Consider the following 21,736-nt stretch of genomic DNA (forward strand, 5'->3'; position numbering starts at 1 on the left):
TTCTGTTCACCGACGCGGGGTGGAGCAGCTCGGTAGCTCGCTGGGCTCATAACCCAGAGGCCGCAGGTTCAAATCCTGCCCCCGCTACTCCTGACGAAGGCCGCCGATCCTCTGGATCGGCGGCCTTCGTGCTGTTCGGGCTCCCTCACCTGCGGAACCCGGTACCGGTCCGTCCCGGGAGGTCCCGTGTCCGGTGAGCACCCCTGGCGCTGGCGGCTGGCCGCAGCGGCGTTCGCGTTCTGGGCCACGATGCTCGGCACCACGCTGCCGACCCCGCTCTACGGCCTCTACACGCAGCGCCTCGGGCTGTCCGCCCTGCTGCAGACCACCGTCTTCGCCGCCTACGCCCTCGGCGTGGTCGCCGCGCTCGTCGCCGCCGGGCAGGCCAGCGACAGGTTCGGCCGGCGCCCGGTGCTGGCCGTCGGCCTGGGCTTCGCCGCGGCGTCCGCCGTCGTCTTCCTCCTGCCGCCGACGGTGCCGGGGCTGCTGCTCGGGCGGGTGCTGTCGGGGGTGTCCGCGGGCCTGTTCACCGGTGCCGCGACCGCGCTCGTCTCCGAGCTGGCACCCCCTCGCTCGGCCCGCGCCGCCTCCCTCGTGGCCACCGCCGCCAACATCGGCGGGCTCGGCTCCGGGCCGCTGCTCGCCGGCGCCGTGGCCCAGCTCGACTGGGCCCCGCTGGTGGTGCCCTACGCGGTGCACCTCGCGCTGCTGGCGCTGGCCGGGGCCGCGCTCGTCGTCGTCCCCGAGACCGTCAGCGGACCGGTGGGGGAGCGCCCCGCCTGGCGCCCGCTGCGACCGGCCGTGCCGAGCCGGGCGCGGGCGGCGTTCGTGCCGGCGGCCGTGAGCGGCTTCGCGGGGTTCGCCTGCCTCGGGCTGTACTCCGCGGCGGAGCCGCGCGTGCTGGGCCAGCTGCTGGACGTCAGCGCCCCGCTCGCCGCCGGAGCCGTGGCAGCGCTCATCTTCGCGGCCTCGGTGGGCGGCCAGGTCGCCACGGCGCGCCTGGCGCCCGCGAGCGTGCTCCCCGCCGGCTGCGCCGCCCTCCTGGCGGGCACCGCTCTGCTCGCGGCGAGCCTCGAGCTGGTCTCGCTGCCGCTGCTCCTGCTCGCCACCGCGGTGCTCGGTGCGGCGCAGGGCGCGTGCTTCCGCGCCGGGGTGGCCGAGGTGGGTGCGGCGGCACCGCCGCAGCGCCGGGCGGAGGTGGTCTCCACGCTGTTCGTCGTCTTCTACGTCGCCATCTCCGTGCCCGTGGTGGGGGTCGGGGCCCTGGCCGACTCCGCGGGGCTGCGCGTCGCCGTGCTCGCCCTGGCAGGGCTCGCGGGCGGGCTCGCGGCGGCCGCCCTCGTCCTGCTGCTCGTGCGCCGCCGCCGGACCGCGGTGACGCAGGGGTAGGGGACGCGCGGCCGCAGGGAGGGCGGAAGGGGCTTGACCCGCCCCGCCGGGTGTCCCTACGGTGATCGACGTCGGTCATGAGTGGCAGCGGCAAGCCCTGGCTCGCTGTCCAGCAACCCCCCTCCGCGGCGGGGTGCTCCAGGTGAAGACCGGGCAGGACGCAGCCGCGATCCTGTCAGCGCGAGGTCCCCCAGAGGGACGAGACAGGAGCTCCCCATGAGCCTTCCTCCCCGCACGTCCGAGGTCCTCACCCGCAGGCTCGTCGTCGACCTGGGCCGGACGTCGTCCACGCGCTGTCGCGCCTGACGACGCCACCGAGCCCTCCCCCCGACGACCACCCTCCCGGCGCCCCCGCGTGCGCCCCGACGACCTCCGGAGCACCCGATGACCCTCCTCGACGACGCCCTGTCCAGCACGTCCTCCCGCACGGCGCCCACCTCGACCGCGTCGACCGCGTCGACCGCCGGCACGGGCCCGGTCCGCAGCGGCCGGCCCGCGGTCGGCCACCTCATCGCCGGCGCCGAGCACTGGCGCACGTCACCCCGCCCCTCCGACGCCGCGGGCTGGCTCCTGCGCGCCGAGGACGTCGCCGCGCAGCTGCGCCGCGGCGCCGTCGAGCGCGACCGCGCCGGCGGGCACCCCCGCGAGGAGGTCGACCTGCTCAAGGCCTCCGGCCTGGTCACCCTCCTCGGCCCGGCCGAGCACGGCGGAGCCGCCCAGAGCTGGGAGACCGCCCTGCGCGTGGTGCGGACCGTGGCCCGCGGCGACGGCTCGATCGGGCAGCTCCTCGGCTACCACTACCTGTGGGCGTGGGCGGCGAGGCTGGTCGGCACCGAGGAGCAGATCACCGCGGTCGAGCAGCTGTACACGGCAGGGGAGCTGCTCTTCGGCGGAGCCGTCAACCCCCGCGACGGCGACCTCGTCATCACCGAGGACGGCGACGAGCTCGTCTTCCACGGCCGCAAGTCGTTCTCCACCGGTGGCGTGGTCTCCGACCTCACCGTGCTCGAGGGCGTCGTCGACGGCACGGACACCCACGTCTTCGCGATCGTGCCGACCGACCAGCCCGGCATCGTCTTCAACGACGACTGGGACAACCTCGGGCAGCGGCTCACCGAGAGCGGCTCGGTGCGGGTCGACGGGGTCCGCGTGCCCTGGGCGGCCGCGGCCGGGTTCGTCGACGGGGTGTTCCAGCCGCTGACGTACAACACGCTCAACGTGCCGACCATCCAGGTCGTCTTCGCCAACTTCTACCTGGGCATCGCCCAGGGTGCCCTGCAGCGGGCCGCGGAGTACACCCGCACCACCACCCGCGCCTGGCCGTACGGCGGTGACGACAAGGAGTCCGCCACGCAGGAGTGGTACGTGCTGGAGGGCTACGGCGAGCTCGCCACGAAGCTGTGGGCCGACGAGGCCCTGCTCGACGCCGTGGGCGCCGAGGCGAGCGCGGTGCTCCACGCACCGCGCGAGGGGCTCACCGAGCGTCGCCGCGGTGAGCTGGCGGTCCGCATCGCGGCCGCCAAGGTCCGCACCGTCGACGACGGCCTGGAGGTGGCCACCAAGGTGTTCGAGCTGACCGGAGCCCGGGCCAGCGCCAACGCCGTCGGGCTGGACGTGCACTGGCGCAACCTGCGCACCCACAGCCTCCACGACCCGCTGCCGTACAAGAAGCGGGAGGTGGGGGGCTTCGTGCTGCTCGACGAGGTGCCCGAGCCGACCTGGTACACGTGACCTGCTGACCGCGCTCGTCGTCGTCCTGGGCCGTCCCCGGGGGACTCAGGACGACGACGAGCGTCAGCGCCGCTGCAGCAGCCCCAGCACCTCGTCGTGCAGCAGCCCGTTGGTGGCCACCGCGTTGCCGCCGTGCGGACCGTCCTCACCGGCCAGCGACGTGAACCGGCCGCCCGCCTCGGTCACCACCGGGACGAGCGCGGCCATGTCGTACAGCTCCAGCTCGGGCTCGCAGGCGATGTCCGCGGCGCCCTCGGCCACCAGGACGTAGCTCCAGAAGTCGCCGTAGCCGCGGGTGCGCCACACCTTCTTGGTGAGGTCCAGGAAGCCCTCCAGCCGGCCCGCCTCCTCCCACTCCCAGATCTCGGAGTGCGACAGGCTCGCGTCCGACAGGGCGGCGACCCTGGACACCTGCAGCCGCTTCGCCGAGCTCAGCCGCGGCCCGGTGTACGCGCCGGTGCCCTGCGCCGCCCACCAGCGCCGGTTCAGCGCCGGGGCGGACACCACGCCGAGCACGGGCACACCGTCGTCGAGGAGGGCGATGAGCGTGGCCCACACGGGTACTCCGCGCACGAAGTTCTTGGTGCCGTCGATCGGGTCGACCACCCACTGGCGCCCCGAGGAGCCCTTCGAGACCCCGCTCTCCTCGCCCACGAAGCCGTCGCGGCTGCGGGTGCGGCTCAGCTGCGACCTGACGATCTCCTCCGCCGCCCTGTCGGCGTCGGTGACGGGGGTCAGGTCGGGCTTCGTGTCGACCACGAGGTCGCGGGCCTTGAAGCGGGTGGTGGTGAGGTTGTCCACGGCGTCGGCGATGACGTGCGCGAGCCTCAGGTCGTCGTCATAACCGGGCACACCTCGCACCGTATCGGTCGCTCCTACCCTGGGTGACGTGGTCCCCGCACCTCACGGCAGCTCGAGCGGCAGCACCGACGGCGCCATCGGCGAACCGCTGCAGCAGGCCCTGGCCGCTCGGGAGAAGGTGCTGCGCGCCTTCCTGGACGCCGACGGGCGCCTGACCTCCATCCCCGTCAAGCGCGCGAAGCGCCTCGTGGTGCTCGACCTCATCGCCAGGGTCTTCGAGCCGGGGGAGCGCTACCCCGAGCTGGAGGTCAACGCGCTCCTGCGGGCCTTCCACGACGACGTCGCCGCACTGCGCCGCTACCTCGTCGACGAGGGCTTCCTCGACAGGGCCGACGGCGTCTACTGGCGCACCGGCGGTTCGGTCGACCTCTGACCCCTCGCCGTGGTCGTGGACTTCCCGAGCGCTTTCCAGTCGTGATCATGGACCTCCGGAACAGGATCGGGGGGTGCCGCTCCAGCCGTACGCCGCCAGCACCGCCCGACGCGCCCGCCAGGTGACCGCCGACGTCGCCGTCCTGGTCTGGGCGGTGGTCTGCGCGGGCACGGGCGTGGTGGTCCACGGCGCCGTCGCCGCCCTCGCCGACCCGGCGCGGTCCCTGTCGAGCGGGGCCGGGGGGCTGCGCGACCAGCTGGGCGGGGCTGCCGACGCCGCGGGGCGCGTCCCGCTGGTGGGCGACCGGCTGTCGGCCCCGCTCGACGGTGCCAGCGGCTCCGCGGGCGACCTCGCCACCGCCGGCGCCGACCTGGCGACGACGATCGACCACCTGGCCGCCGTGCTGGGCCTCGCGGTCGCGGTGCTCCCCGTGCTGCTGGTGGTGGCGCTGTGGCTGCCGGTCAGGCTCCGCTTTGCGCGCCGGGCGGGCGCCGCGCGGGCCTGGCTCGAGGGCGACGCAGCCACCTCCGCCTCGACCGGGCGCAGCCGCACCGAGCTGCTCGCCTGGCGCGCCCTGGCCAGCCAGCCGCTCTCGGCGCTGGCCGCCGTCAGTCCCGACCCCCTCGCCGACGTCCGCGGCGGGGACCCGCGCACCACGGCGGCGCTGGCCGCGCTGGAGCGCCGCTCGCTGGGCCTGGCCCCCTGAGCGGGAGCGGAGGGTGTTCTGGAAGTCCACGACCACGGTCGGTCAGCGGAGGTCGGCCTCCCCGGAGCGGCTGCGCAGCAGGCGCCGCAGCGAGTCCAGGCGCGCCGGGCCGGCCTCCCCGGCCGCCCCGGAGGCCACGTAGGCGTCGAGCGCGCACCCGGTGCTCTCGGCGTCGTCGTGGGTGCACCCGCGCGGGCAGTCGGCCGTGCCGGGCTCCAGGTCGCTGAAGGCGCGCAGCAGGCGCTCCGGCGTGAGGTGGGCCAGCCCGAAGCTGCGCACGCCGGGGGTGTCCACCACCCAGCCGACGCGCCGGCCCGAGGCGTCGCGCAGCGACAGGGCCACGGCCGAGCTGGACGTGTGCCGACCCCGCCCCGTGTTCTCGTTGACGGTGCCCGTGGCCCGGCCCGCGCCGGGCACGAGCGCGTTGACCAGCGTCGACTTCCCCACGCCGGAGGGGCCGACGAGCACGCTCTCGTGGCCGGTCAGCCGCTCGCGCACGGCGTCCACGCCCTCCAGCGCGCGCGTGCCGTCCTCCAGCACCCGGCGGCGCACCACGAGGACGGGCACGTCGAGCGCCGACCACGCGGCCAGCGCCTCGGCGGGGTCGCCGAGGTCGGCCTTGGTGAGCACGAGCACCGGCTGCAGCCCGCCGTCGTAGGCGGCGGCCAGGCACCTGTCGACCATGCGCTGCACCGGTGCCGGGTCGGCCACGGCCGTCACCACGAGCAGCTGGTCGGCGTTCCCGACGAGCACCCGCTCGACCGGGTCGGTGTCGTCGGCGGTGCGCCGCAGCACCGAGCTGCGCTCCTCGATCCGCACGATGCGGGCGAGGGCGTCCACCTCGCCGCTGGTGTCGCCGACCACGCCCACGCGGTCGCCCACCGCGATGCCCGCCCGCCCCAGCTCACGGGCCCGCATCGCGACCACCTCGCGCTCGCCTCTGCCCCCGGACCCCTCGGCTCCTTCATCGACAAGGGTGGTGATGCGGCCCCTGTCGATGGTGAGCACGCGCGCCGGCACGGCGTCGGCGTGGTCGGGACGGTCCTTGGTGCGCGGTCGCGAGCCGCGCCGGTTGGGCCTGACCCGCACGTCGCGCTCGTCGTACCCGGAGGCGCGCCGGCGCTCGTCGCCCATCTGCCTGTCGGAGCGTCCGGCCATCAGCCCGCGAGCATCCCCGTCCACAGGCCCGGGAAGTCGGGCAGCGTCTTGGCGGTGGTGCCCACGTCGAGGACGACGACGCCGGGCACGGCCAGCCCGAGCACGGCCGCCGCCGTCGCCATCCGGTGGTCGCCGTAGGTGGAGAACCTGCCGCCGTGCAGCGGGCGCGGCCGGATGAGCAGGCCGTCCTCCGTCTCGGAGACGTCGCCGCCGAGGGCGTTGAGCTCGGTGGCCAGGGCCGCCAGCCGGTCGGTCTCGTGCCCGCGCAGGTGCGCGATGCCCCGCAGGCGCGTGGGGGTGTCGGCGAGGGCCGCCACGGCGGCCAGCACGGGGGTGAGCTCGCCGACGTCGTGCAGGTCGGCGTCGATGCCCGAGACGCCGTCCCCGCCGCGCACGGTGAGGCCCTCGGGGGTGAGGTCGACGTCGGCGCCCATCTCGTCGAGCAGGTCGCGCAGCGCGTCGCCGGCCTGCGTGGTGCGCTGGGGCCAGCCCGGCACCGTGACGCGGCCGCCCGTCACCAGGGCGGCGGCCAGGAACGGCGCGGCGTTGGACAGGTCGGGCTCGACGTCCACGTCGAGGGCGCCCACGCGTCCGGGCGCCACCCGCCAGCGGGTCCCCGAGGCGCCCCCGGTGGTGGCGAGGTCGGACTCGACCTCCACGCCGGCGTCGCGCAGCACCTGCTGGGTCATGACCAGGTGCGGCGCGCTCGGGACGGGCTCGCCCTCGTGCACCACCTCGACGCCGGCGTCGCTGCGCGCCGCCGCCAGCAGCAGGGCGGAGACGAACTGGCTGGAGGCGCTGGCGTCCATGACCGTGCGACCGCCGGGCAGGTGGCCGGTGCCGCGCACGGTGAAGGGCATGAGGCCGCGGCCGTCGTCGTCGACGCGGGCACCGAGGTCGCGCAGGGCGCCGAGCAGGGGAGCCATGGGGCGGGTGCGGGCGTGCGGGTCTCCGTCGAACGTCGTGCCGCCCGAGGCCAGCGCCGCCACCGGCGGCAGGAAGCGCATGACCGTTCCCGCCAGGCCGCAGTCGAGCGGGCCGGCACCGCGCAGGGCTCCGGGCTCCACCCGCCAGCCGGGGACCTCGGTGGGGTCGCTCGCGGGGACGTCGCTGACGCGCGCCCCCAGCGAGGCCACCGCCGCCGCCATGAGCAGCGTGTCGCGCGAGCGCAGCGGAGCGCGCAGCTCCGAGGGGCCCTCCGCGAGGGCCGCCAGCACGAGGTAGCGGTTGGTCAGCGACTTCGAGCCCGGGAGGCGGACGTCGGCGTCGACGGGGGCCTCGCTCAGGGGCGCCGCCCAGTCGAGGGGGGCGCCGCCCGTGCTGGTCGCGGTGCTGGTCGTCGTGCTGGCGGAGGGGCTCATCACCGCCGAGCCTACGGCGCGGCCGGTGCCCTCGGCCACGAGCGAGCGGCCGCGCGGGTGGGGGAGGGGCCAGGGACGACGACGGGCCGGCCCCCGCGGCGCTGCGCGGGAGCCGGCCCGTCGGCCGGAGGGGTCGGCGTCGGGTCAGTCGAGGGCCTTGTGCAGCCTCTTCTGGGCGCGCTGAGCGCTCTTGCGCGCCTTCTTCTGCGCCCGCTTGGCCGAGGCGGAGCCCGCGGCGGTGGCGACCTTCACCGAGCGCTGCGTGGTCTTCGCGGCGTGCTGCGCGCGCCAGGCCAGGCCCGGCTTGCCGTCGAGGTCGACGGCGGCGATGAGCAGGCCGCCGAAGAGCGCGGCGTTCTTCAGCGCCTGCACCAGCTGCAGCTGGCGGGTCTTGGCGTCGGGGGCCTCCCAGAACCGGTGCCCGGTCAGGGTGGTGGGCACGAGCGAGGCGGCCAGCACGGCGGAGGACACCCGCGGCGCCTTGCCCACCGCCAGGGCCAGGCCGGCGGTGGTCATGAGGGCTCCGTTGAGGCGCACCAGGCCGGCGTCGTCGCTGGGGAGGGTCACCGGCCCCACCGACAGGCCCTTGAGCGCCGGGATGACCGGGCCGCCGCCGTCGGTCTTGGCGGAGGGCTTGCGGAGCTGGTCGATGCCGCCGTAGACGAACGGGGCCGCGAGCAGCGGTCGGGCGAGACGACGGACGAGGCTCATGCAGCCGGTCTACCGCACCGGCGGACCGCTCGCCACCACGGGTGGTCGACTCCGGCGGGCGGGGCGCGGGCCCGCCCGCCGGACCCGGCGGGGCGAGGGCCGCGACGAAGGCCGGAACAAGGGCCGGGCGGGTGGCGTTGCACGGCGTGGCGGACACCCGACCCGCCGGAGCAGGAGGAGCGCGTGCTCGTCGCCGAACCGCTGGGAGAGGCCCTCGTGCCACCCCCGCGACTACTGTGGGGGTCGATGAGCGACGACCCGGCCACCCGTGCTGATGCCGGCACCGACGAGACGGTGCGGGCACCCGAGGAGACCACGCAGGAGCGCACGGCCCGGTTCGAGGCCGAGGCGCTGCAGCACCTCGACCAGCTGTACTCCGCCGCGCTGCGCATGACGCGCAACCCCGCTGACGCGGAGGACCTGGTGCAGGAGGCGTTCGCGAAGGCCTTCGCGAGCTTCCACCAGTACCGGCCGGGGACCAACCTCAAGGCCTGGCTCTACCGGATCCTCACCAACACGTACATCAACACCTACCGCAAGAAGCAGCGGCAGCCCCAGCAGGCGGCCACCGACGAGATCGAGGACTGGCAGCTCGCGCGCGCCGAGGCGCACAGCTCCACCGGTCTGCGCTCGGCGGAGACCGAGGCGCTGGACCACCTGCCCGACTCCGACGTCAAGCGCGCCCTGCAGGCCGTCCCCGAGGACTTCCGCATGGCGGTCTACTACGCGGACGTCGAGGGCTTCGCGTACAAGGAGATCGCTGAGATCATGGGAACGCCGATCGGCACCGTGATGTCGCGCCTGCACCGCGGACGCCGCATCCTGCGCCACCAGCTCGAGGACTACGCGCGCGAGCGCGGGCTCATCCCCGCCGCGACCGCTTCCGCAGGATCGGGGGACGCGTCGTGAGCGCCGAGTGCGACGGGGTGCTGGCCCGCATCTACGACGCGATCGACGGCGAGGCGACCTCCGCCGAGCTGGAGGAGATCCACCGCCACCTCGAGGCGTGCCCTCCCTGCCTGGAGGAGTACGAGGTCGAGGCGGCGCTGAAGGCGCTGGTGCGCCGGTGCTGCGCGGAGCAGGCCCCCGAGGCGCTGCGGGCGAAGATCGTGGCGTCCATCACCACGGTGCAGACGGTGACGACGGTGCAGGCGCACGCCGGTGACGGCTCCGCCGTGGTCACCCGGGTGACCCGCACGACCACCGTCGAGGGCTGACCCCACCGGCGACCCGCGCGGCAGGACGACGACGAGAGGCCGGGACCCCCGACGGGGTCCCGGCCTCTCGTGCTCACAGCGGCGGGTCGCCGCCCCTCCCTCAGGAGTTGGGGCGCTTGCCGTGGTTGGCGCCGCCCTTCTTCCGGTCGCGGCGCTTGCGTGCACGCTTGCTCATGGGGGACCTCCTCTCGAGACTCAGCTGGTGCCGTCAGGCTCCTCCGATGGTCCCACAGGCTCAGGGGGGCGCCGTCACGAGCCGATGGCCGTGGGGTGAGCCAGGTCAGCGAAGGGGCGCGCGTGCCCGCCCAGGTCCCGCCCTCCGCGCCGCCGTCAGCGCCGGTCCCACCGTCAGCGCCGGTCGCGGCCGCTGCGCCGCTGTCGTTGGACCAGCACCTGCGCACCCTGGTGGAGCTGTCCGGCTCCGACCTGCACTGCAAGGTGGGGTCGCCGCCGCGGGTGCGCATCGACGGCCGTCTGCGCCGGCTGCGCGCCCCGGAGCTGAGCCCCTCCGACACCGAGCGCATGGCGGCGCAGGTGCTGCGCGCCGACCTCGTCGAGGAGTTCGCCCGCACCAACGAGGCCGACTTCGCCCACTCCGTGCCCGGCCTGGGGCGCTTCCGCGTCAACGCCTACCGCCAGCGCGGCACCGTCGGCCTGGTGTTCCGCCGGGTCTCCACCCAGCCCGTGCCCCTGCACGAGCTGGGCCTGCCCGACGTCGTCTCCTCCCTCGCGCTGGAGCCGCGCGGGCTGGTGCTCGTCACCGGCCCCACCGGCTCGGGCAAGACGACCACGCTCTCGAGCATGATCGACCACGTCAACAGCACCCGCGAGTGCCACATCATGACCCTGGAGGACCCGATCGAGGTCCTGCACCCGGACAAGCTGGGCATGGTCAACCAGCGCGAGCTGCGGGTGGACACCCGCGACTTCGCCAGCGCGCTGCGCGCCGCCATGCGCCAGGACCCGGACGTCATCCTCGTGGGGGAGATGCGCGACGCCGAGACCGTGCGAGCCGCCCTGTCCGCCGCCGAGACCGGGCACCTGGTCCTGTCCACGCTGCACACCACCGACGCCACCGAGACCGTCACCCGCATCGTCGACTTCTTCCCCCCGCACGAGCAGCAGCAGGTGCGCCTCGGGCTGGCCGGGTCGCTGCGGGGCGTCGTCTGCCAGCGCCTCGTGCAGCGGGCGGACGGGCAGGGCCGCGTCGTCGTCCTCGAGGTGGCGGTGAGCACACCGCGCGTGGCGCAGGCCATCGCCGACCCCTCGCTGACCGCCGGCATCCACGACGTCGTGGCCGACGGCGCCTTCTACGGCATGCGGACCTTCGACCAGTCCCTCGTGGCCCTGGTGCGCGACGGCGTGGTCGCGGAGGCGGACGCGCTGGCCGCGGCGAGCCACCCGCACGACCTCGCGGTCGAGCTGCGCCGCCTCGGCATCGGCGGCTGAGACGGCCCTCGGTCACGACGACGACGACGCGCCGGTGGCGTCCTGCGGCTCCGCCGCCGCGCGCGCTGCCCGGACAGGAGAGCATGGGCGTGTGAGCACGGTGGTGGCGCGGCAGGAGCGCCGGTCGGGCCGAGCGGCCTGGCGGGAGGTGCTGGGCGCGCTGCCCTGGGCCGTGAGGTCCCAGCTGAGCCGGCAGGACCTCCTCCTGCACGGCGCCGCCGTCACCTTCTACGCCGCCATCGCCGGCGTCCCCATGCTCATGCTGGCCGTGCGCCTGGCCACGCTCGTCGTCGGCGAGGAGCGGATCAGGTACCTGTCCACCACGCTGGAGGCCGCGCTGCCTCGCGGGTCCGGTGCGGGACCGGTGGCCCGCACGGTCATCGACCAGGCGGCCTCCACCAGCTGGTTCGTGGCGCTGTTCGCGGCCTTCGCGGCCAGCCTGTACGGGGAGGGCCTGCGGCGCGCGTACGGGTCGCTGGACCGGGTCACCGAGAGCCGCACCGGGTGGCGCGGGCGCATCGCCGTCCTCCCGGTCCTGGCAGCCGCCCCGCTGCTGCTGCTGGCGGTGCTGGGGATCACCCCGCTGCTCGCCACCCTCTTCTCCGAGGGGCGGCCCGCGGCCACGGCGCTGGGCGTGTACGTGGCGCTCAACGTCGACTGGATCGCGGTGTCCGTGCCGCTGGCGTGGTCCTTCCGGGTGGTGGCCCCCGACCCGCCGTCCTGGCGGCTGGCGCTGGTGGGCGGGTTCGCCACAGGGGCGTTCATCTCCGGGTTCCTCCAGGGCTTCACGCTCTTCCTGTGGCTGCCCATCGACCTGGGCGCGCCGTTCGGCGGCAACCAGGCCGTGGGCGGGTGGACGGCCGTGCTGCTGTGGGTGTGGCTGCTGCACCTCGTGGCGCTGCTCGGGTACGTGGCCACCCAGCAGGCCGGGCGGCTCATCGCCACCCGCCGGGAGGTGGCCGAGATCGTGCGCCGGGGCGAGCCCGTCCCCTGACGGCTAGCGTGGCCGGATGCTGGCTGCTCGCGCCGTGCGCCCCCTCGACGCCCCGCCGTCCACCGGAGCCGACGACGACCCGCTCCAGTTCCTCGAGGTGGCCGAGCGCGAGCCCGCTCCCGTCCCCGACGCCTGGGTGCCGGTGCGGGTGCGCGCTGCCGCCCTGAACCGCCACGACCTGTGGACCCTGCGCGGGGTGGGCGTGCACCCCGAGGCGCTGCCGGTGGTGCTGGGCTGCGACGCCGCCGGCACCACCGAGGACGGGCGCGACGTGGTCGTCCACGCCGTGCTGTCGGACGCGGACTGGGCGGGGGAGGAGACCCTCGACCCGGGGCGGACGCTGCTGTCCGAGCGCTGGCCCGGCACGCTCGCACCGGTGGTGCGGGTGCCCGCGCGCAACCTCGTGGACAAGCCGGCCGAGCTGAGCTTCGAGGAGGCCGCCTGCCTGCCCACCGCGTGGCTGACCGCCTACCGGATGCTCTTCACGAACTCCGGGACGTCACCGGGGGACACGGTCCTGGTGCAGGGCGCCGGAGGCGGCGTCTCCACCGCGCTCGTGGCGCTCGGGGCGGCCGCCGGGCTGCGGGTGTGGGTGACGAGCCGCTCGGAGGAGCGCCGCGCCCGCGCGCTCGAGCTGGGCGCGCACGCGGCCTTCGCGCCGGGGGAGCGGCTGCCCGAGCGCGTCGACGCGGTGCTCGAGAGCGTGGGCAGGGCCACGTGGGCCCACTCGCTGCGCTCCCTCAAGCCCGGCGGGACCGTGGTGGTGTGCGGCGCGACCACGGGTGACGCCCCCGCCGAGCTCAACCGGGTGTTCTTCACGCAGCTGCGCGTGGTCGGCTCGACGATGGGCAGCCGCGACGAGCTGCGCCGCCTGGCGCAGCTGTGCGCCGCCACGGGGGTGCGCCCCCTCGTCGACGACGTGCTGCCGCTGGCGGAGACCGCCGAGGGACTGCGCCGGCTGGAGGCCGGCGAGGTCTTCGGCAAGCTCGTCATCCGCCCCTGACCCGACCCCCTCCTCGCACTTGCCGCGGAAAGTGCGAGACGGGAGGCGTGGGAGCCGCACTTGCCGCGGAAAGTGCGGCTCCGAGGAGGCGGGTGGCGCACTTGCCGCGGAAAGTGCGGCTCCGAGGAGGCGGGTGGCGCACTTGCCGCGGAAAGTGCGGGCAGAGGTGTCAAGGGGTGAGGGGCAGGCCCAGCCAGGCGTGCCAGCCGCCGTGCAGCACCAGCCACGCCAGCAGGCCGTAGCCCACCTGGCCGGGGTGCACGCCGTCACCCGCCTCGAGGTCGGCGATCCACTGGTCGTGGGACAGCAGCGGGCTGAAGCAGTCGACGTAGGGCACGCCGCGCCGGCTGGACACGTCGGCCCAGCCGCCCGCCAGCTCGGACACCGCCGCACGCAGCGACGGGTCGAGCGGCGGCGGCGGACCCACCACGAACGCCGGCACGTCGGCGGCAGCAGCGGTGTCGAGCACGTCGGCGAGGTTCAGCCGGCTGCGGGCCAGCGACGACCCGGCCGCCGCGTCGGCGTGGCCCAGAGCCACCACCAGGCGGTCGTCGGCACCGCCCCAGCGGCGAGCCGCCTCGGGGTACCAGCGCTCGCGCAGGGCCGAGGTCGACTCGCCGGGCACGCCCAGCGCCATGACGGTGGCGGCGACCGCGTCGTGCTCGGTGCGGGTGCGGGCGGCGACCCGCCCGACCCACCCGAGCGCGCGCGGGTCGCCCACCCCGGCGACGAGGTCGTCACCGACCACGCAGACCCGCGTGGCCGGTGCCCTCACCTGGAGTCACCCCGGGCGAGGGCCGACGACCGGGTCAACGGTCGAAGGCTTCCGAGACCAGGCTCTTCTGCTCCACGGCGTGCACCTTGGACCGCCCGGTGGCCGGCGAGGCCGACGCCGGACGGCTGATGCGCCGCACCGACCTGTCGGCCAGCACCTCCGCCAGCGCGTAGCCGAGGAACGGCCACGCGCCCTGGTTGGCCGGCTCCTCCTGGACCCACACCAGCTCGGCGGAGGACGGGAAGGCCGACAGCGCCTCGTCCAGCGCGCGGGCGTCGAGCGGGTACAGCTGCTCGAGGCGGACGACGGCCGTGCGCCGGTCGCCGCGGCGCTCGCGCTCGGCCAGCAGGTCGTAGGCGACCTTGCCCGAGCACAGCAGCACCCTGTCGACGGAGGAGGCGTCCACGGAGCCCGGGGCGTCACCGAGCACGGGCTGGAACCCGCCCTCGGTGAAGGCGGACACCGGCGAGCCCGCGGCCTTGAGCCGCAGCATCGACTTGGGCGTGAACACCACCAGTGGACGGCGGGGCCGCGCGTACGCCTGGCGGCGCAGCAGGTGGAAGTGCGACGCGGGCGTGGAGGGCATCGCCACGGTCATGTTCTCCTCGGCGCACAGCTGGAGGAACCGCTCGATGCGCGCCGAGGAGTGGTCCGGCCCCTGCCCCTCGTAGCCGTGGGGGAGCAGCAGCACCACGGAGGAGCGCTGCGCCCACTTCTGCTGGGAGGAGGAGATGAACTCGTCGATGATGGTCTGGGCGCCGCCGGCGAAGTCGCCGAACTGGGCCTCCCACATGACCAGCGCGTCCGGCCGCTCCACCGAGTAGCCGTACTCGAAGCCCATCGCGGCGTACTCGGACAGCAGCGAGTCGTACACCCAGAAGCGCGCGTCGCCGGTGGCGAACTTCTGCAGCGGGGTCCACTCGTCACCGGTGACCCGGTCGATGAGCACGGCGTGGCGCTGCGCGAAGGTGCCGCGGCGGCTGTCCTGGCCGGACAGGCGCACCCCGGTGCCCTCGTTGAGCAGGGAGCCGATCGCCAGCAGCTCGCCCATCGCCCAGTCGACGCCGCCCTCGCGGGTCATCTGCGCGCGCTTGTCGAGCATCGGCTTGAGCTTGGGGTGCACCGTGAAGCCGTCGGGCAGCTCGGTGTGCGCCGCACCGATGGCCTCCAGCAGCTGGCCCTCGATGGCCGTCTGGGAGGGGTCGGCCACCGAGTCGTCCCGCTGGGAGGCGGGACGGTCGAGGCCGGCCGTCGTCGAGGAGCTGTCAGACCCGTCGCCGGCGCCGGAGCGTGCCGGCGGCTCCGCGCCGTCCTTGGTCTCCTCGAAGGCGCGCTCGAGCTGCTGGCGGTAGTCGTCGAGGACCTTCTCGGCCTCGTCGACCGTGATGTCGCCGCGGCCGATGAGCGCCTCGGTGTACAGCTTGCGGGTGCTGCGCTTGGCCTCGATGAGGCCGTACATCAGCGGCTGCGTCATGGACGGGTCGTCGCCCTCGTTGTGACCGCGGCGGCGGTAGCAGACCATGTCGATGACGACGTCCTTGGCGAACTCCTCGCGGAAGGCGAAGGCCAGCTTGGCCACGCGCACGCACGCCTCGGGGTCGTCGCCGTTGACGTGGAAGATCGGCGCCTGCACCATGCGCGCGACGTCGGTGCAGTAGAAGGACGAGCGCGAGCTCGCCGGCGCCGTGGTGAAGCCCACCTGGTTGTTGATGACCACGTGCACCGTGCCGCCGGTGCGGTAGCCGCGCAGCTGGGACAGGTTCAGCGTCTCCGCCACCACGCCCTGGCCCGCGAACGCGGCGTCGCCGTGGACGAGCACCGGCAGCACCGGGAAGCGCGAGCCGCCGAGGTTGATGCGGTCCTGCTTGGCGCGCACGATGCCCTCGAGCACCGGGTCGACCGCCTCCAGGTGGGAGGGGTTGGCCGCCAGGTAGACCTTCGTCTCGGCGCCGTCCTCGGCGGTGAAGACGCCCTCGGTGCCGAGGTGGTACTTCACGTCGCCCGAGCCCTGCACGGACTTCGGGTCCTGCACGCCCTCGAACTCGCGGAAGATCTGCGCGTAGCTCTTGCCGGCGATGTTGGCCAGGACGTTGAGGCGGCCGCGGTGGGCCATCCCGATCCCGACCTCCTCGATGCCGGCGTGCGCCGCCTCGGACAGCACCGCGTCCAGCAGCGGGATGACCGACTCGGCGCCCTCGAGGCTGAAGCGCTTCTGCCCGACGTACTTGGTCTGCAGGAACGTCTCGAAGGCCTCGGCGTCGTTGAGGCGCTTGAGCACCCGCAGGTGCCCCTCGCGGCTCAGCGGGGTGTACGGCCGCTCCACCCGCTCCTGGATCCAGCGGCGCTGGGCCGGGTCCTGGATGTGCATGTACTCGAGGCCGACGGTGCGGCAGTAGGAGTCGCGCAGGACGCCGAGGATGTCGCGCAGCTTCATGAGCGGCTTGCCGCCGAAGCCGCCGGTGGGGAACTCGCGGTCCAGGTCCCACAGCGTCAGGCCGTGGTTGCGGATGTCGAGGTCGTAGTGGCGGCGCTGGCGGTACTCCAGCGGGTCGGTGTCGGCCATGAGGTGGCCGCGGACCCGGTAGGCGTGCACCAGCTCGACCACGCGCGCGGTCTTGCCGATCTCGTCGTCGTGGGAGACGGAGATGTCCTGCACCCAGCGGACCGGCTCGTAGGGGATCCGCAGGGCGGTGAAGATGCCGTCCCAGAAGTCGTCACCCAGGAGCTTGCCGTGCACCAGCCGCAGGAACTCCCCGGACTGGGCGCCCTGGATGATCCTGTGGTCGTAGGTGCTGGTCAGCGTGAGGGTCTTGCTGACGGCCAGGCGGGCGAGGGTCTCCGCGGAGGCTCCGGAGTACTCAGCCGGGTAGTCCATCGCGCCGACGCCGATGATCGTGCCCTGGCCCTGCACCAGGCGCGGCACCGAGTGGACGGTGCCGATGGTGCCGGGGTTGGTCAGGCTGATCGTGGTGCCCGCGAAGTCCGGCACGCCGAGGGCGCCGGAGCGCGCGCGGCGCACGAGGTCCTCGTACGCGGCCCAGAAGTGCGCGAAGTCGAGCGTCTCGGCCTTCTTGATGGACGGGACGAGGAGCTGGCGCGAGCCGTCCTTGGCGGGGAGGTCGATGGCCAGGCCGAAGTTGACGTGCGCCGGCTGGGAGATGCCGGGCTTGCCGTCCACCTCGGTGTAGGCCCAGTTCATCTCGGGCATCTCGCGCAGCGCCTCGACCACCGCGTAGCCGATGAGGTGGGTGAAGGAGACCTTCCCGCCCCGGGCGCGCTTGAGGTGGTTGTTGATGACGATGCGGTTGTCGATGAGCAGCTTGGCCGGCACGGTCCGCACGCTCGTGGCGGTCGGGACCGCCAGCGAGGCCTCCATGTTGGTGACCACGCGCGCGGCGGGGCCGCGCAGGCGCACCTGGGTGGGGGCCTCGGACGGCTCCTTCGCGGCGGGGGCCGGTGCCGGACGGCTCGGCTGGGCCGGCTGGGCGCTGCTGCTGCGGGTCTCGGGCCGCTCGGCCGGGCGCGACGGTCCGGGGGCGCCCGGGGTGGCGGGTGCGTCCGTGGCGGACGCGGGCGCCTTGGCGGGGGCCGTGCGCTGCGCGGCCGCCGGCTGCGGGGGCGCGACGGCCTTCGGGGCCTGCTGCGCCGGGGCCCGGGACGCCTCCTCGGATGCCGGGGCCGGCTGCTGGGCCGCCGGGGCCGAGGGCTGCGCCGGCGCGGCAGCACTGCCGCCGTTCCCGTTCCCGCCGGACCCGTTCGCCGCGTAGCCGGCGAAGAAGTCCCACCAGGCGGGGTCGACCGAGGTCCGGTCTCGGAGGTACTGCTGGTAGAGGTCCTCGACCAGCCATTCGTTGGCGCCGAACGCGGCAGCGGGGTCGAACCCCGGCCCGTCCTGGCGTCCACCGGTCGTCGGTGTCTGCGTCACGGCGAGGATCGCCCACTTCCACGTGTCAGCGCTGGCGAGGTTCTTGGTGAGCAACCCTACCCTCACGCCGCTGGGCCCTCCGAGCGAGGCGGTGTCGTGGGCGCGCCGCTCGGCTACCCTGGGTCCACGTGCGATTCCTGCCCGGCCAGCGGCCCGCGACGGACCTGACCTACAACGACGTCTTCCTCGTCCCGTCCCGGTCGGCGGTGACCTCCCGGCTCGACGTGGACCTCTCCAGCGACGACGGGACCGGCACCACCGTCCCCGTCGTCGTCGCCAACATGACCGCGGTCTCCGGGCGCCGCATGGCGGAGACGGTCGCCCGCCGCGGTGCGGTCTCGGTGCTCCCGCAGGACCTCCCCCTCGACGTCGTCAGCGACGTCGTCGCCTGGGTGAAGGGCCGCCACCCCGTGCTCGAGACCCCGGTGGAGCTGAGCCCCACCCACACCGTCACCGACGCGCTCCACCTGCTCCCCAAGCGCTCCCACGGCGCCGCCGTCGTCCTCGACGCGCAGCGCGCGCCGGTGGGCGTGGTCACCGAGGCCGACTGCCGCGGCGTGGACAGGTTCACGCAGGTCGGCGAGGTGATGACGCGGGAGCCGTTCGTCCTGCGGGGTGAGGACGTGCTGGGCGAGGGCGGCCTCGAGCGCGCCTTCACCGCCCTGGACTCCTCCCGCAGGTCCTTCGCCCCGGTCGTCGACGGCGACGGGGTCCTGCTGGGCGCGCTCACGCGCACCGGGTGCCTGCGCTCCCGCATCTACGCGCCCGCGCTGGACGCGTCCGGCCGGCTGCGGATCGGCGTGGCCATCGGCCTGGGCGGCGACGTCGCCGCGACCGCCCGCGCCGTCCTGGAGGCCGGCGCAGACGTGCTGGTGGTCGACACCGCGCACGGGCACCAGGAGCGGATGGTGTCCGCGCTGCGGGCGGTCTCCTCGGTGCGGGGCGCCTTCCCGGACGTCCCCGTGGTGGCCGGCAACATCGTCACCGCCGACGGCGTGCGCGACCTCGTCGAGGCCGGGGCCGACGTCATCAAGGTGGGCGTGGGGCCGGGCGCGATGTGCACCACCCGCATGATGACCGGCGTCGGCAGGCCGCAGTTCTCCGCCGTGCTCGAGTGCGCCGCCGCGGCGCGCGAGCTCGGCGCGCGGGTCTGGGCCGACGGCGGGGTGCGCCACCCCCGTGACGTGGCCCTCGCGCTGGCCGCCGGTGCCAGCCAGGTGATGGTCGGGTCGTGGTTCGCCGGCACCCACGAGAGCCCGGGCGACCTCATGGTCGGTGCGGACGGGCGCGCCTACAAGGAGAGCTTCGGCATGGCCTCGGCCCGGGCGGTCGCGGCGCGGACCCGCACGGACAGCCCCTTCGAGCGGGCCCGCAAGGCGCTGTTCGAGGAGGGCATCTCCTCCTCGCGCATGCACCTCGACCCGCGTCGGCCGGGCGTGGAGGACCTGCTCGACCAGATCACCTCCGGGGTTCGCAGCGCCTGCACCTACGCGGGCGCCCGCGACCTCGCGGAGCTGCGCGACCGCGCCGTGGTGGGCCTGCAGTCCGACGCCGGCTACCAGGAGGGCCGCCCGATCCCCGCAGGCTGGTGACCCCGTCCGGCACCGGGCCGGGGGCGGGTGGCCAACCCCTGGCCCGGTGCCGCGGCGCGTCGGCGTGGCGTGTCGCAGCGTCACAGGTCTGTGACCTGCAGTGAACGACAGTGGTGCAACTCCTTTTCCACAGGAAGTCCCGAAGTCCCCGACCCGAGGGCGCCCTTCACCTAGTCTCGCAGTCGTCGAAGCCCCGGCCGAGACGCTCCGCCGCACGTCAGGGGCGGGGCGCGGCCGTGCGCTCCACCCGCTGTCGAGTCCCGTGGAGGTCCCGCTGTGCCGTCTCACCGCGGAGCTGAGGGAGGACTCGCGGAGTCGCCCGCTGCTCCGGTGGACGTGCGCGAGCGGCCCTCCGGCGCTCAGGCGCGCAGCAGCTGGCCCAACAGCCGCGCCTCCCGCGAGGACCTCGCCGCCCGTGGCGGTCGCCGCCCAGCGGTGAACGGCCCGCGGGCCCTGGCGGACGCGCCGCTGCCGGTGCCCGCTCAGCGCTCGACGACTGCGCTGGCCACGCCTCCCGACGGGTTCGCCGAGCTGGCGGCGCTGCTGGGCGTGCCCGGCCAGCGCACGGCCCCGCCGTCGTGGGCGGGGGACTGGTCGGACGGCATGCCCGCCGCCCACCCCTCGGCGCCGGTGCCGACCCCCGTCGCGCGGGCCGCGTCCGCCGCCCCGAGCACCACGAGCGCACCGACCCCCTCGAGCGCACCGACCCCCTCCAGCGCGTTCGGCACCGGCTGGCCGACGACCGACGAGATCGCCGCGATCGAGGCCCCCCTGCGCCGGCGCCGGCGCGCCGCCTCGCTGCCCGCCGACGGCACCACCACCGCTCTCGCTGCCGCCACCACCGCCTTCACGACGACCGCGCCCGTCGAGGCCCGCGCCGCCGCGCCGTCCGCGCCCGTCGCGCCGCCGGCGCCCGCCGACCCGGCCGCGCCCCTCACGCGCCGCGCCCGGCGCGCCGCCCAGGGCCCGGTCGACCTGCAGCCTCGCGCCGCTGAGCCCGCCCGCCCGGGGAGCCGCCGCGCACTGCGGGAGCAGGCCGCCCTCGCCCAGCAGCAGCCCACCCGCTCCGACGCCGACGTCCTGGCCCAGCTCGAGGCGCTCCTGGCGGAGCCCCTGACCGGGCGCTCCACCGAGCTGCTCACCGCCTCCGGCCCGGCGCCCGAGCTCGACCTGCGCACGGACCCGCTGTTCCCCGGCGTCGGCTGGACCCGCCACCACCCGGGCACCGAGGCCCCCCAGCACCCGCTGGCCGCCCCCGCTCCTCGCCCCGCCGGACCGCTCGACCCCGTCGACTCCGTCGACGTCGCAGAGCTGCTCCCGACGCCCGCTGCCCCGGAGGCCCCGGCGCCCTCGGCGCCCCGGACGGCCCCCTGGACCCCGCCGGTCGGGATCACGCCCGTGGTCCTCGCGCCCGCGCCGGTCGCCGCCGCCGTGGCGGGTGCGCTGCTCGCCCAGGACGACGAGGCGACGACGGAGGCCGACGCCTTCGCACCCCGCCGCGGTCGTGGCGCCCACCGCCTTCCCCGCCGCGTCCGGGTCGCCCTGCCCCACGTGGCGGTGGTGAGCGCCCTCGGCGTCGCCACGCTCGTGGCGCCGCTGGTCGGCACCCACCTGCGGGCCGAGGCCGACACCGCCACCGGGACCACCGTCGACGCCGGCGCCAGCACCGCCCGGGCCGCGGCCGCCGCGAGCCTCGCCAGCGCCACCGACCTCGTGGCCGAGCGAGCGTCCCAGGCGCTGACCCTCTCGCGCACCTCCGCCCGCCAGGCCGCGGCGGAGGCCACCGCGGAGCGCGCCGGTGCCGCCAAGGCGGCCGCTGACCAGGCCGCCCTGGACCAGCAGGAGGAGCTGCAGCGCCAGCTCGCCCAGCAGGAGGCGGCCGCCAAGGCCGCCGCCGACCACCAGGCCGCCCTCGAGTCGCTGGTCGGCCAGTGCAGCGGGGACCGCCCGGACGTCAGCGGCACCCGCAACGGCCGCCTCACCGACGGCCAGATGTGCGACCTGTGGACCGGGGGGCACCAGCTGCGCTCGGACGCGGCCGTCGCCTTCGCCGAGCTGAACCTCGCCTACCGCGAGCACTTCGGCAAGGACATCGTCATCACCGACTCCTACCGCTCCTACGCCGCGCAGGTGCAGGTCCGCCGCAAGAAGCCCGGCCTCGCCGCGGTCCCCGGCACCAGCGAGCACGGCTGGGGCCTGGCGGTGGACCTCGGCGACGGCGTGCAGAACAGCGACGAGCACTACGACTGGCTCATCGAGAACGCGCCGAAGTACGGCTGGGACCACCCGGGGTGGGCACGCCGCGGTGGTGGCGGCCCCTACGAGCCCTGGCACTGGGAGTTCGTGGCCGGCGAGTGAGCCGCGTCGGCGGCCCACGGGCGCGCTGGTAGTCTCGTCAGGCCGCAGCAGTGCGGCAGCTGCCCCCGTAGCTCAGGGGATAGAGCACCGCCCTCCGGAGGCGGGGGCGCAGGTTCGAATCCTGCCGGGGGCA

General features: G+C 75.4%; 18 protein-coding genes, 2 tRNA genes and 1 riboswitch. Of the genes, 13 read left to right on the plus strand and 7 right to left on the minus strand.

The features are described from left to right. Nucleotides 1–13: 13 nt before the first annotated feature. From FMM08_RS02680 to FMM08_RS02690, 3 genes are all read left to right on the plus strand, one after another. Nucleotides 14–87, plus strand: a tRNA-Met gene (locus FMM08_RS02680). 99 nt (nt 88–186) lie between these two features. Then, the gene (locus FMM08_RS02685) at nt 187–1,389 is read left to right on the plus strand and encodes an MFS transporter (protein WP_222710316.1); all 1,203 of its coding nucleotides are present in this window, start codon (nt 187–189) and stop codon (nt 1,387–1,389) included. 73 nt (nt 1,390–1,462) lie between these two features. Next, nucleotides 1,463–1,576: riboswitch (SAM riboswitch) on the plus strand. A 197-nt stretch (nt 1,577–1,773) separates the two neighbouring features. Beyond that, nucleotides 1,774–3,120 carry an acyl-CoA dehydrogenase family protein gene (locus FMM08_RS02690; protein ID WP_147924726.1) on the plus strand — a complete coding sequence of 449 codons (1,347 nt, stop codon included), beginning with the start codon at nt 1,774–1,776 and terminating at the stop codon, nt 3,118–3,120. Between the two features lie 63 nt (nt 3,121–3,183). On the opposite strand, the gene hisN is transcribed toward FMM08_RS02690, so the two are convergent. After that, the gene (gene hisN, locus FMM08_RS02695; protein WP_147924727.1) at nt 3,184–3,972 is read right to left on the minus strand and encodes a histidinol-phosphatase; all 789 of its coding nucleotides are present in this window, start codon (nt 3,970–3,972) and stop codon (nt 3,184–3,186) included. A gap of 37 nt (nt 3,973–4,009) precedes the next feature. Here hisN and FMM08_RS02700 point away from each other — a divergent pair, with 37 nt between their 5' ends. Both FMM08_RS02700 and FMM08_RS02705 read left to right on the plus strand, forming a co-directional pair. Beyond that, nucleotides 4,010–4,354 carry a DUF2087 domain-containing protein gene (locus FMM08_RS02700; RefSeq protein ID WP_222710317.1) on the plus strand — a complete coding sequence of 115 codons (345 nt, stop codon included), beginning with the start codon at nt 4,010–4,012 and terminating at the stop codon, nt 4,352–4,354. 73 nt (nt 4,355–4,427) lie between these two features. After that, nucleotides 4,428–5,060, plus strand: a complete 633-nt coding sequence (locus FMM08_RS02705; RefSeq protein WP_147924729.1) for a hypothetical protein — start codon at nt 4,428–4,430, stop codon at nt 5,058–5,060. 42 nt (nt 5,061–5,102) lie between these two features. Here FMM08_RS02705 and rsgA read toward each other — a convergent pair whose 3' ends face one another. The 3 genes from rsgA to FMM08_RS02720 all read right to left on the minus strand — a co-directional run bounded on the left by rsgA (nt 5,103) and on the right by FMM08_RS02720 (nt 8,290). After that, nucleotides 5,103–6,218 carry a ribosome small subunit-dependent GTPase A gene (gene rsgA / locus FMM08_RS02710; RefSeq protein WP_147924730.1) on the minus strand — a complete coding sequence of 372 codons (1,116 nt, stop codon included), beginning with the start codon at nt 6,216–6,218 and terminating at the stop codon, nt 5,103–5,105. Continuing rightward, the gene (gene aroA, locus FMM08_RS02715; protein WP_147924731.1) at nt 6,218–7,579 is read right to left on the minus strand and encodes a 3-phosphoshikimate 1-carboxyvinyltransferase; all 1,362 of its coding nucleotides are present in this window, start codon (nt 7,577–7,579) and stop codon (nt 6,218–6,220) included. Before aroA ends, rsgA begins: the two co-directional genes overlap by 1 nt. Before the next feature lie 144 nt (nt 7,580–7,723). Beyond that, nucleotides 7,724–8,290 carry a DoxX family protein gene (locus FMM08_RS02720; RefSeq protein ID WP_147924732.1) on the minus strand — a complete coding sequence of 189 codons (567 nt, stop codon included), beginning with the start codon at nt 8,288–8,290 and terminating at the stop codon, nt 7,724–7,726. A 246-nt stretch (nt 8,291–8,536) separates the two neighbouring features. Here FMM08_RS02720 and FMM08_RS02725 point away from each other — a divergent pair, with 246 nt between their 5' ends. Further along, the gene (locus tag FMM08_RS02725; protein ID WP_147924733.1) at nt 8,537–9,199 is read left to right on the plus strand and encodes a sigma-70 family RNA polymerase sigma factor; all 663 of its coding nucleotides are present in this window, start codon (nt 8,537–8,539) and stop codon (nt 9,197–9,199) included. Next, the gene (rsrA, locus tag FMM08_RS02730) at nt 9,196–9,507 is read left to right on the plus strand and encodes a mycothiol system anti-sigma-R factor (RefSeq protein ID WP_147924734.1); all 312 of its coding nucleotides are present in this window, start codon (nt 9,196–9,198) and stop codon (nt 9,505–9,507) included. Before FMM08_RS02725 ends, rsrA begins: the two co-directional genes overlap by 4 nt. 100 nt (nt 9,508–9,607) lie before the next feature. Here rsrA and FMM08_RS24220 read toward each other — a convergent pair whose 3' ends face one another. Then, nucleotides 9,608–9,682 carry a 50S ribosomal protein bL37 gene (locus tag FMM08_RS24220; protein ID WP_370591786.1) on the minus strand — a complete coding sequence of 25 codons (75 nt, stop codon included), beginning with the start codon at nt 9,680–9,682 and terminating at the stop codon, nt 9,608–9,610. 200 nt (nt 9,683–9,882) lie between these two features. Here FMM08_RS24220 and FMM08_RS02735 point away from each other — a divergent pair, with 200 nt between their 5' ends. The 3 genes from FMM08_RS02735 (at nt 9,883) to FMM08_RS02745 (ending at nt 12,953) form a co-directional block, all read left to right on the plus strand. Then, nucleotides 9,883–10,956 (plus strand): type IV pilus twitching motility protein PilT, encoded by a 1,074-nt coding sequence (locus FMM08_RS02735; RefSeq protein WP_147924908.1) that lies wholly within the window; start codon nt 9,883–9,885, stop codon nt 10,954–10,956. Nucleotides 10,957–11,047: 91 nt separating this feature from the next. Next, on the plus strand, nt 11,048–11,950 hold the full coding sequence (locus FMM08_RS02740) for a YhjD/YihY/BrkB family envelope integrity protein (protein ID WP_222710319.1): 903 nt from the start codon (nt 11,048–11,050) through the stop codon (nt 11,948–11,950). A 16-nt stretch (nt 11,951–11,966) separates the two neighbouring features. Continuing rightward, nucleotides 11,967–12,953, plus strand: a complete 987-nt coding sequence (locus FMM08_RS02745) for a zinc-binding dehydrogenase (protein WP_147924735.1) — start codon at nt 11,967–11,969, stop codon at nt 12,951–12,953. Between the two features lie 169 nt (nt 12,954–13,122). On the opposite strand, the gene FMM08_RS02750 is transcribed toward FMM08_RS02745, so the two are convergent. Further along, a complete protein-coding gene (locus FMM08_RS02750; RefSeq protein ID WP_147924736.1) occupies nt 13,123–13,728 on the minus strand; it encodes a GDSL-type esterase/lipase family protein in 606 nt (201 codons plus the stop codon). A gap of 34 nt (nt 13,729–13,762) precedes the next feature. Continuing rightward, complete coding sequence (locus tag FMM08_RS02755) at nt 13,763–17,653, minus strand: multifunctional oxoglutarate decarboxylase/oxoglutarate dehydrogenase thiamine pyrophosphate-binding subunit/dihydrolipoyllysine-residue succinyltransferase subunit (RefSeq protein WP_147924910.1); 3,891 nt, start codon at nt 17,651–17,653, stop codon at nt 13,763–13,765. A 128-nt stretch (nt 17,654–17,781) separates the two neighbouring features. On the opposite strand from FMM08_RS02755, the gene FMM08_RS02760 reads away from it, so the two are divergent. From FMM08_RS02760 to FMM08_RS02770, 3 genes are all read left to right on the plus strand, one after another. Further along, nucleotides 17,782–19,245 (plus strand): GuaB1 family IMP dehydrogenase-related protein, encoded by a 1,464-nt coding sequence (locus FMM08_RS02760; protein ID WP_147924737.1) that lies wholly within the window; start codon nt 17,782–17,784, stop codon nt 19,243–19,245. Between the two features lie 330 nt (nt 19,246–19,575). Continuing rightward, entirely contained in the window at nt 19,576–21,603 is a 2,028-nt protein-coding gene (locus FMM08_RS02765; RefSeq protein WP_147924738.1) for a M15 family metallopeptidase, read from the plus strand. Between the two features lie 61 nt (nt 21,604–21,664). Further along, nucleotides 21,665–21,736, plus strand: a tRNA-Arg gene (locus FMM08_RS02770).

Source organism: Quadrisphaera setariae, assembly GCF_008041935.1.
GTDB lineage: Bacteria > Actinomycetota > Actinomycetes > Actinomycetales > Quadrisphaeraceae > Quadrisphaera > Quadrisphaera setariae.

Excerpts from the sequence above, each read along its gene's own strand:
- FMM08_RS02690 (WP_147924726.1), top strand. The coding sequence starts at position 1,774 with ATGACCCTCCTCGACGACGCCCTGTCCAGCACGTCCTCCCGCACGGCG.
- rsgA (WP_147924730.1), bottom strand. The coding sequence starts at position 6,218 with ATGGCCGGACGCTCCGACAGGCAGATGGGCGACGAGCGCCGGCGCGCC.
- aroA (WP_147924731.1), bottom strand. The coding sequence starts at position 7,579 with ATGAGCCCCTCCGCCAGCACGACGACCAGCACCGCGACCAGCACGGGC.
- FMM08_RS02720 (WP_147924732.1), bottom strand. The coding sequence starts at position 8,290 with ATGAGCCTCGTCCGTCGTCTCGCCCGACCGCTGCTCGCGGCCCCGTTC.
- FMM08_RS02725 (WP_147924733.1), top strand. The coding sequence starts at position 8,537 with ATGAGCGACGACCCGGCCACCCGTGCTGATGCCGGCACCGACGAGACG.
- FMM08_RS02745 (WP_147924735.1), top strand. The coding sequence starts at position 11,967 with ATGCTGGCTGCTCGCGCCGTGCGCCCCCTCGACGCCCCGCCGTCCACC.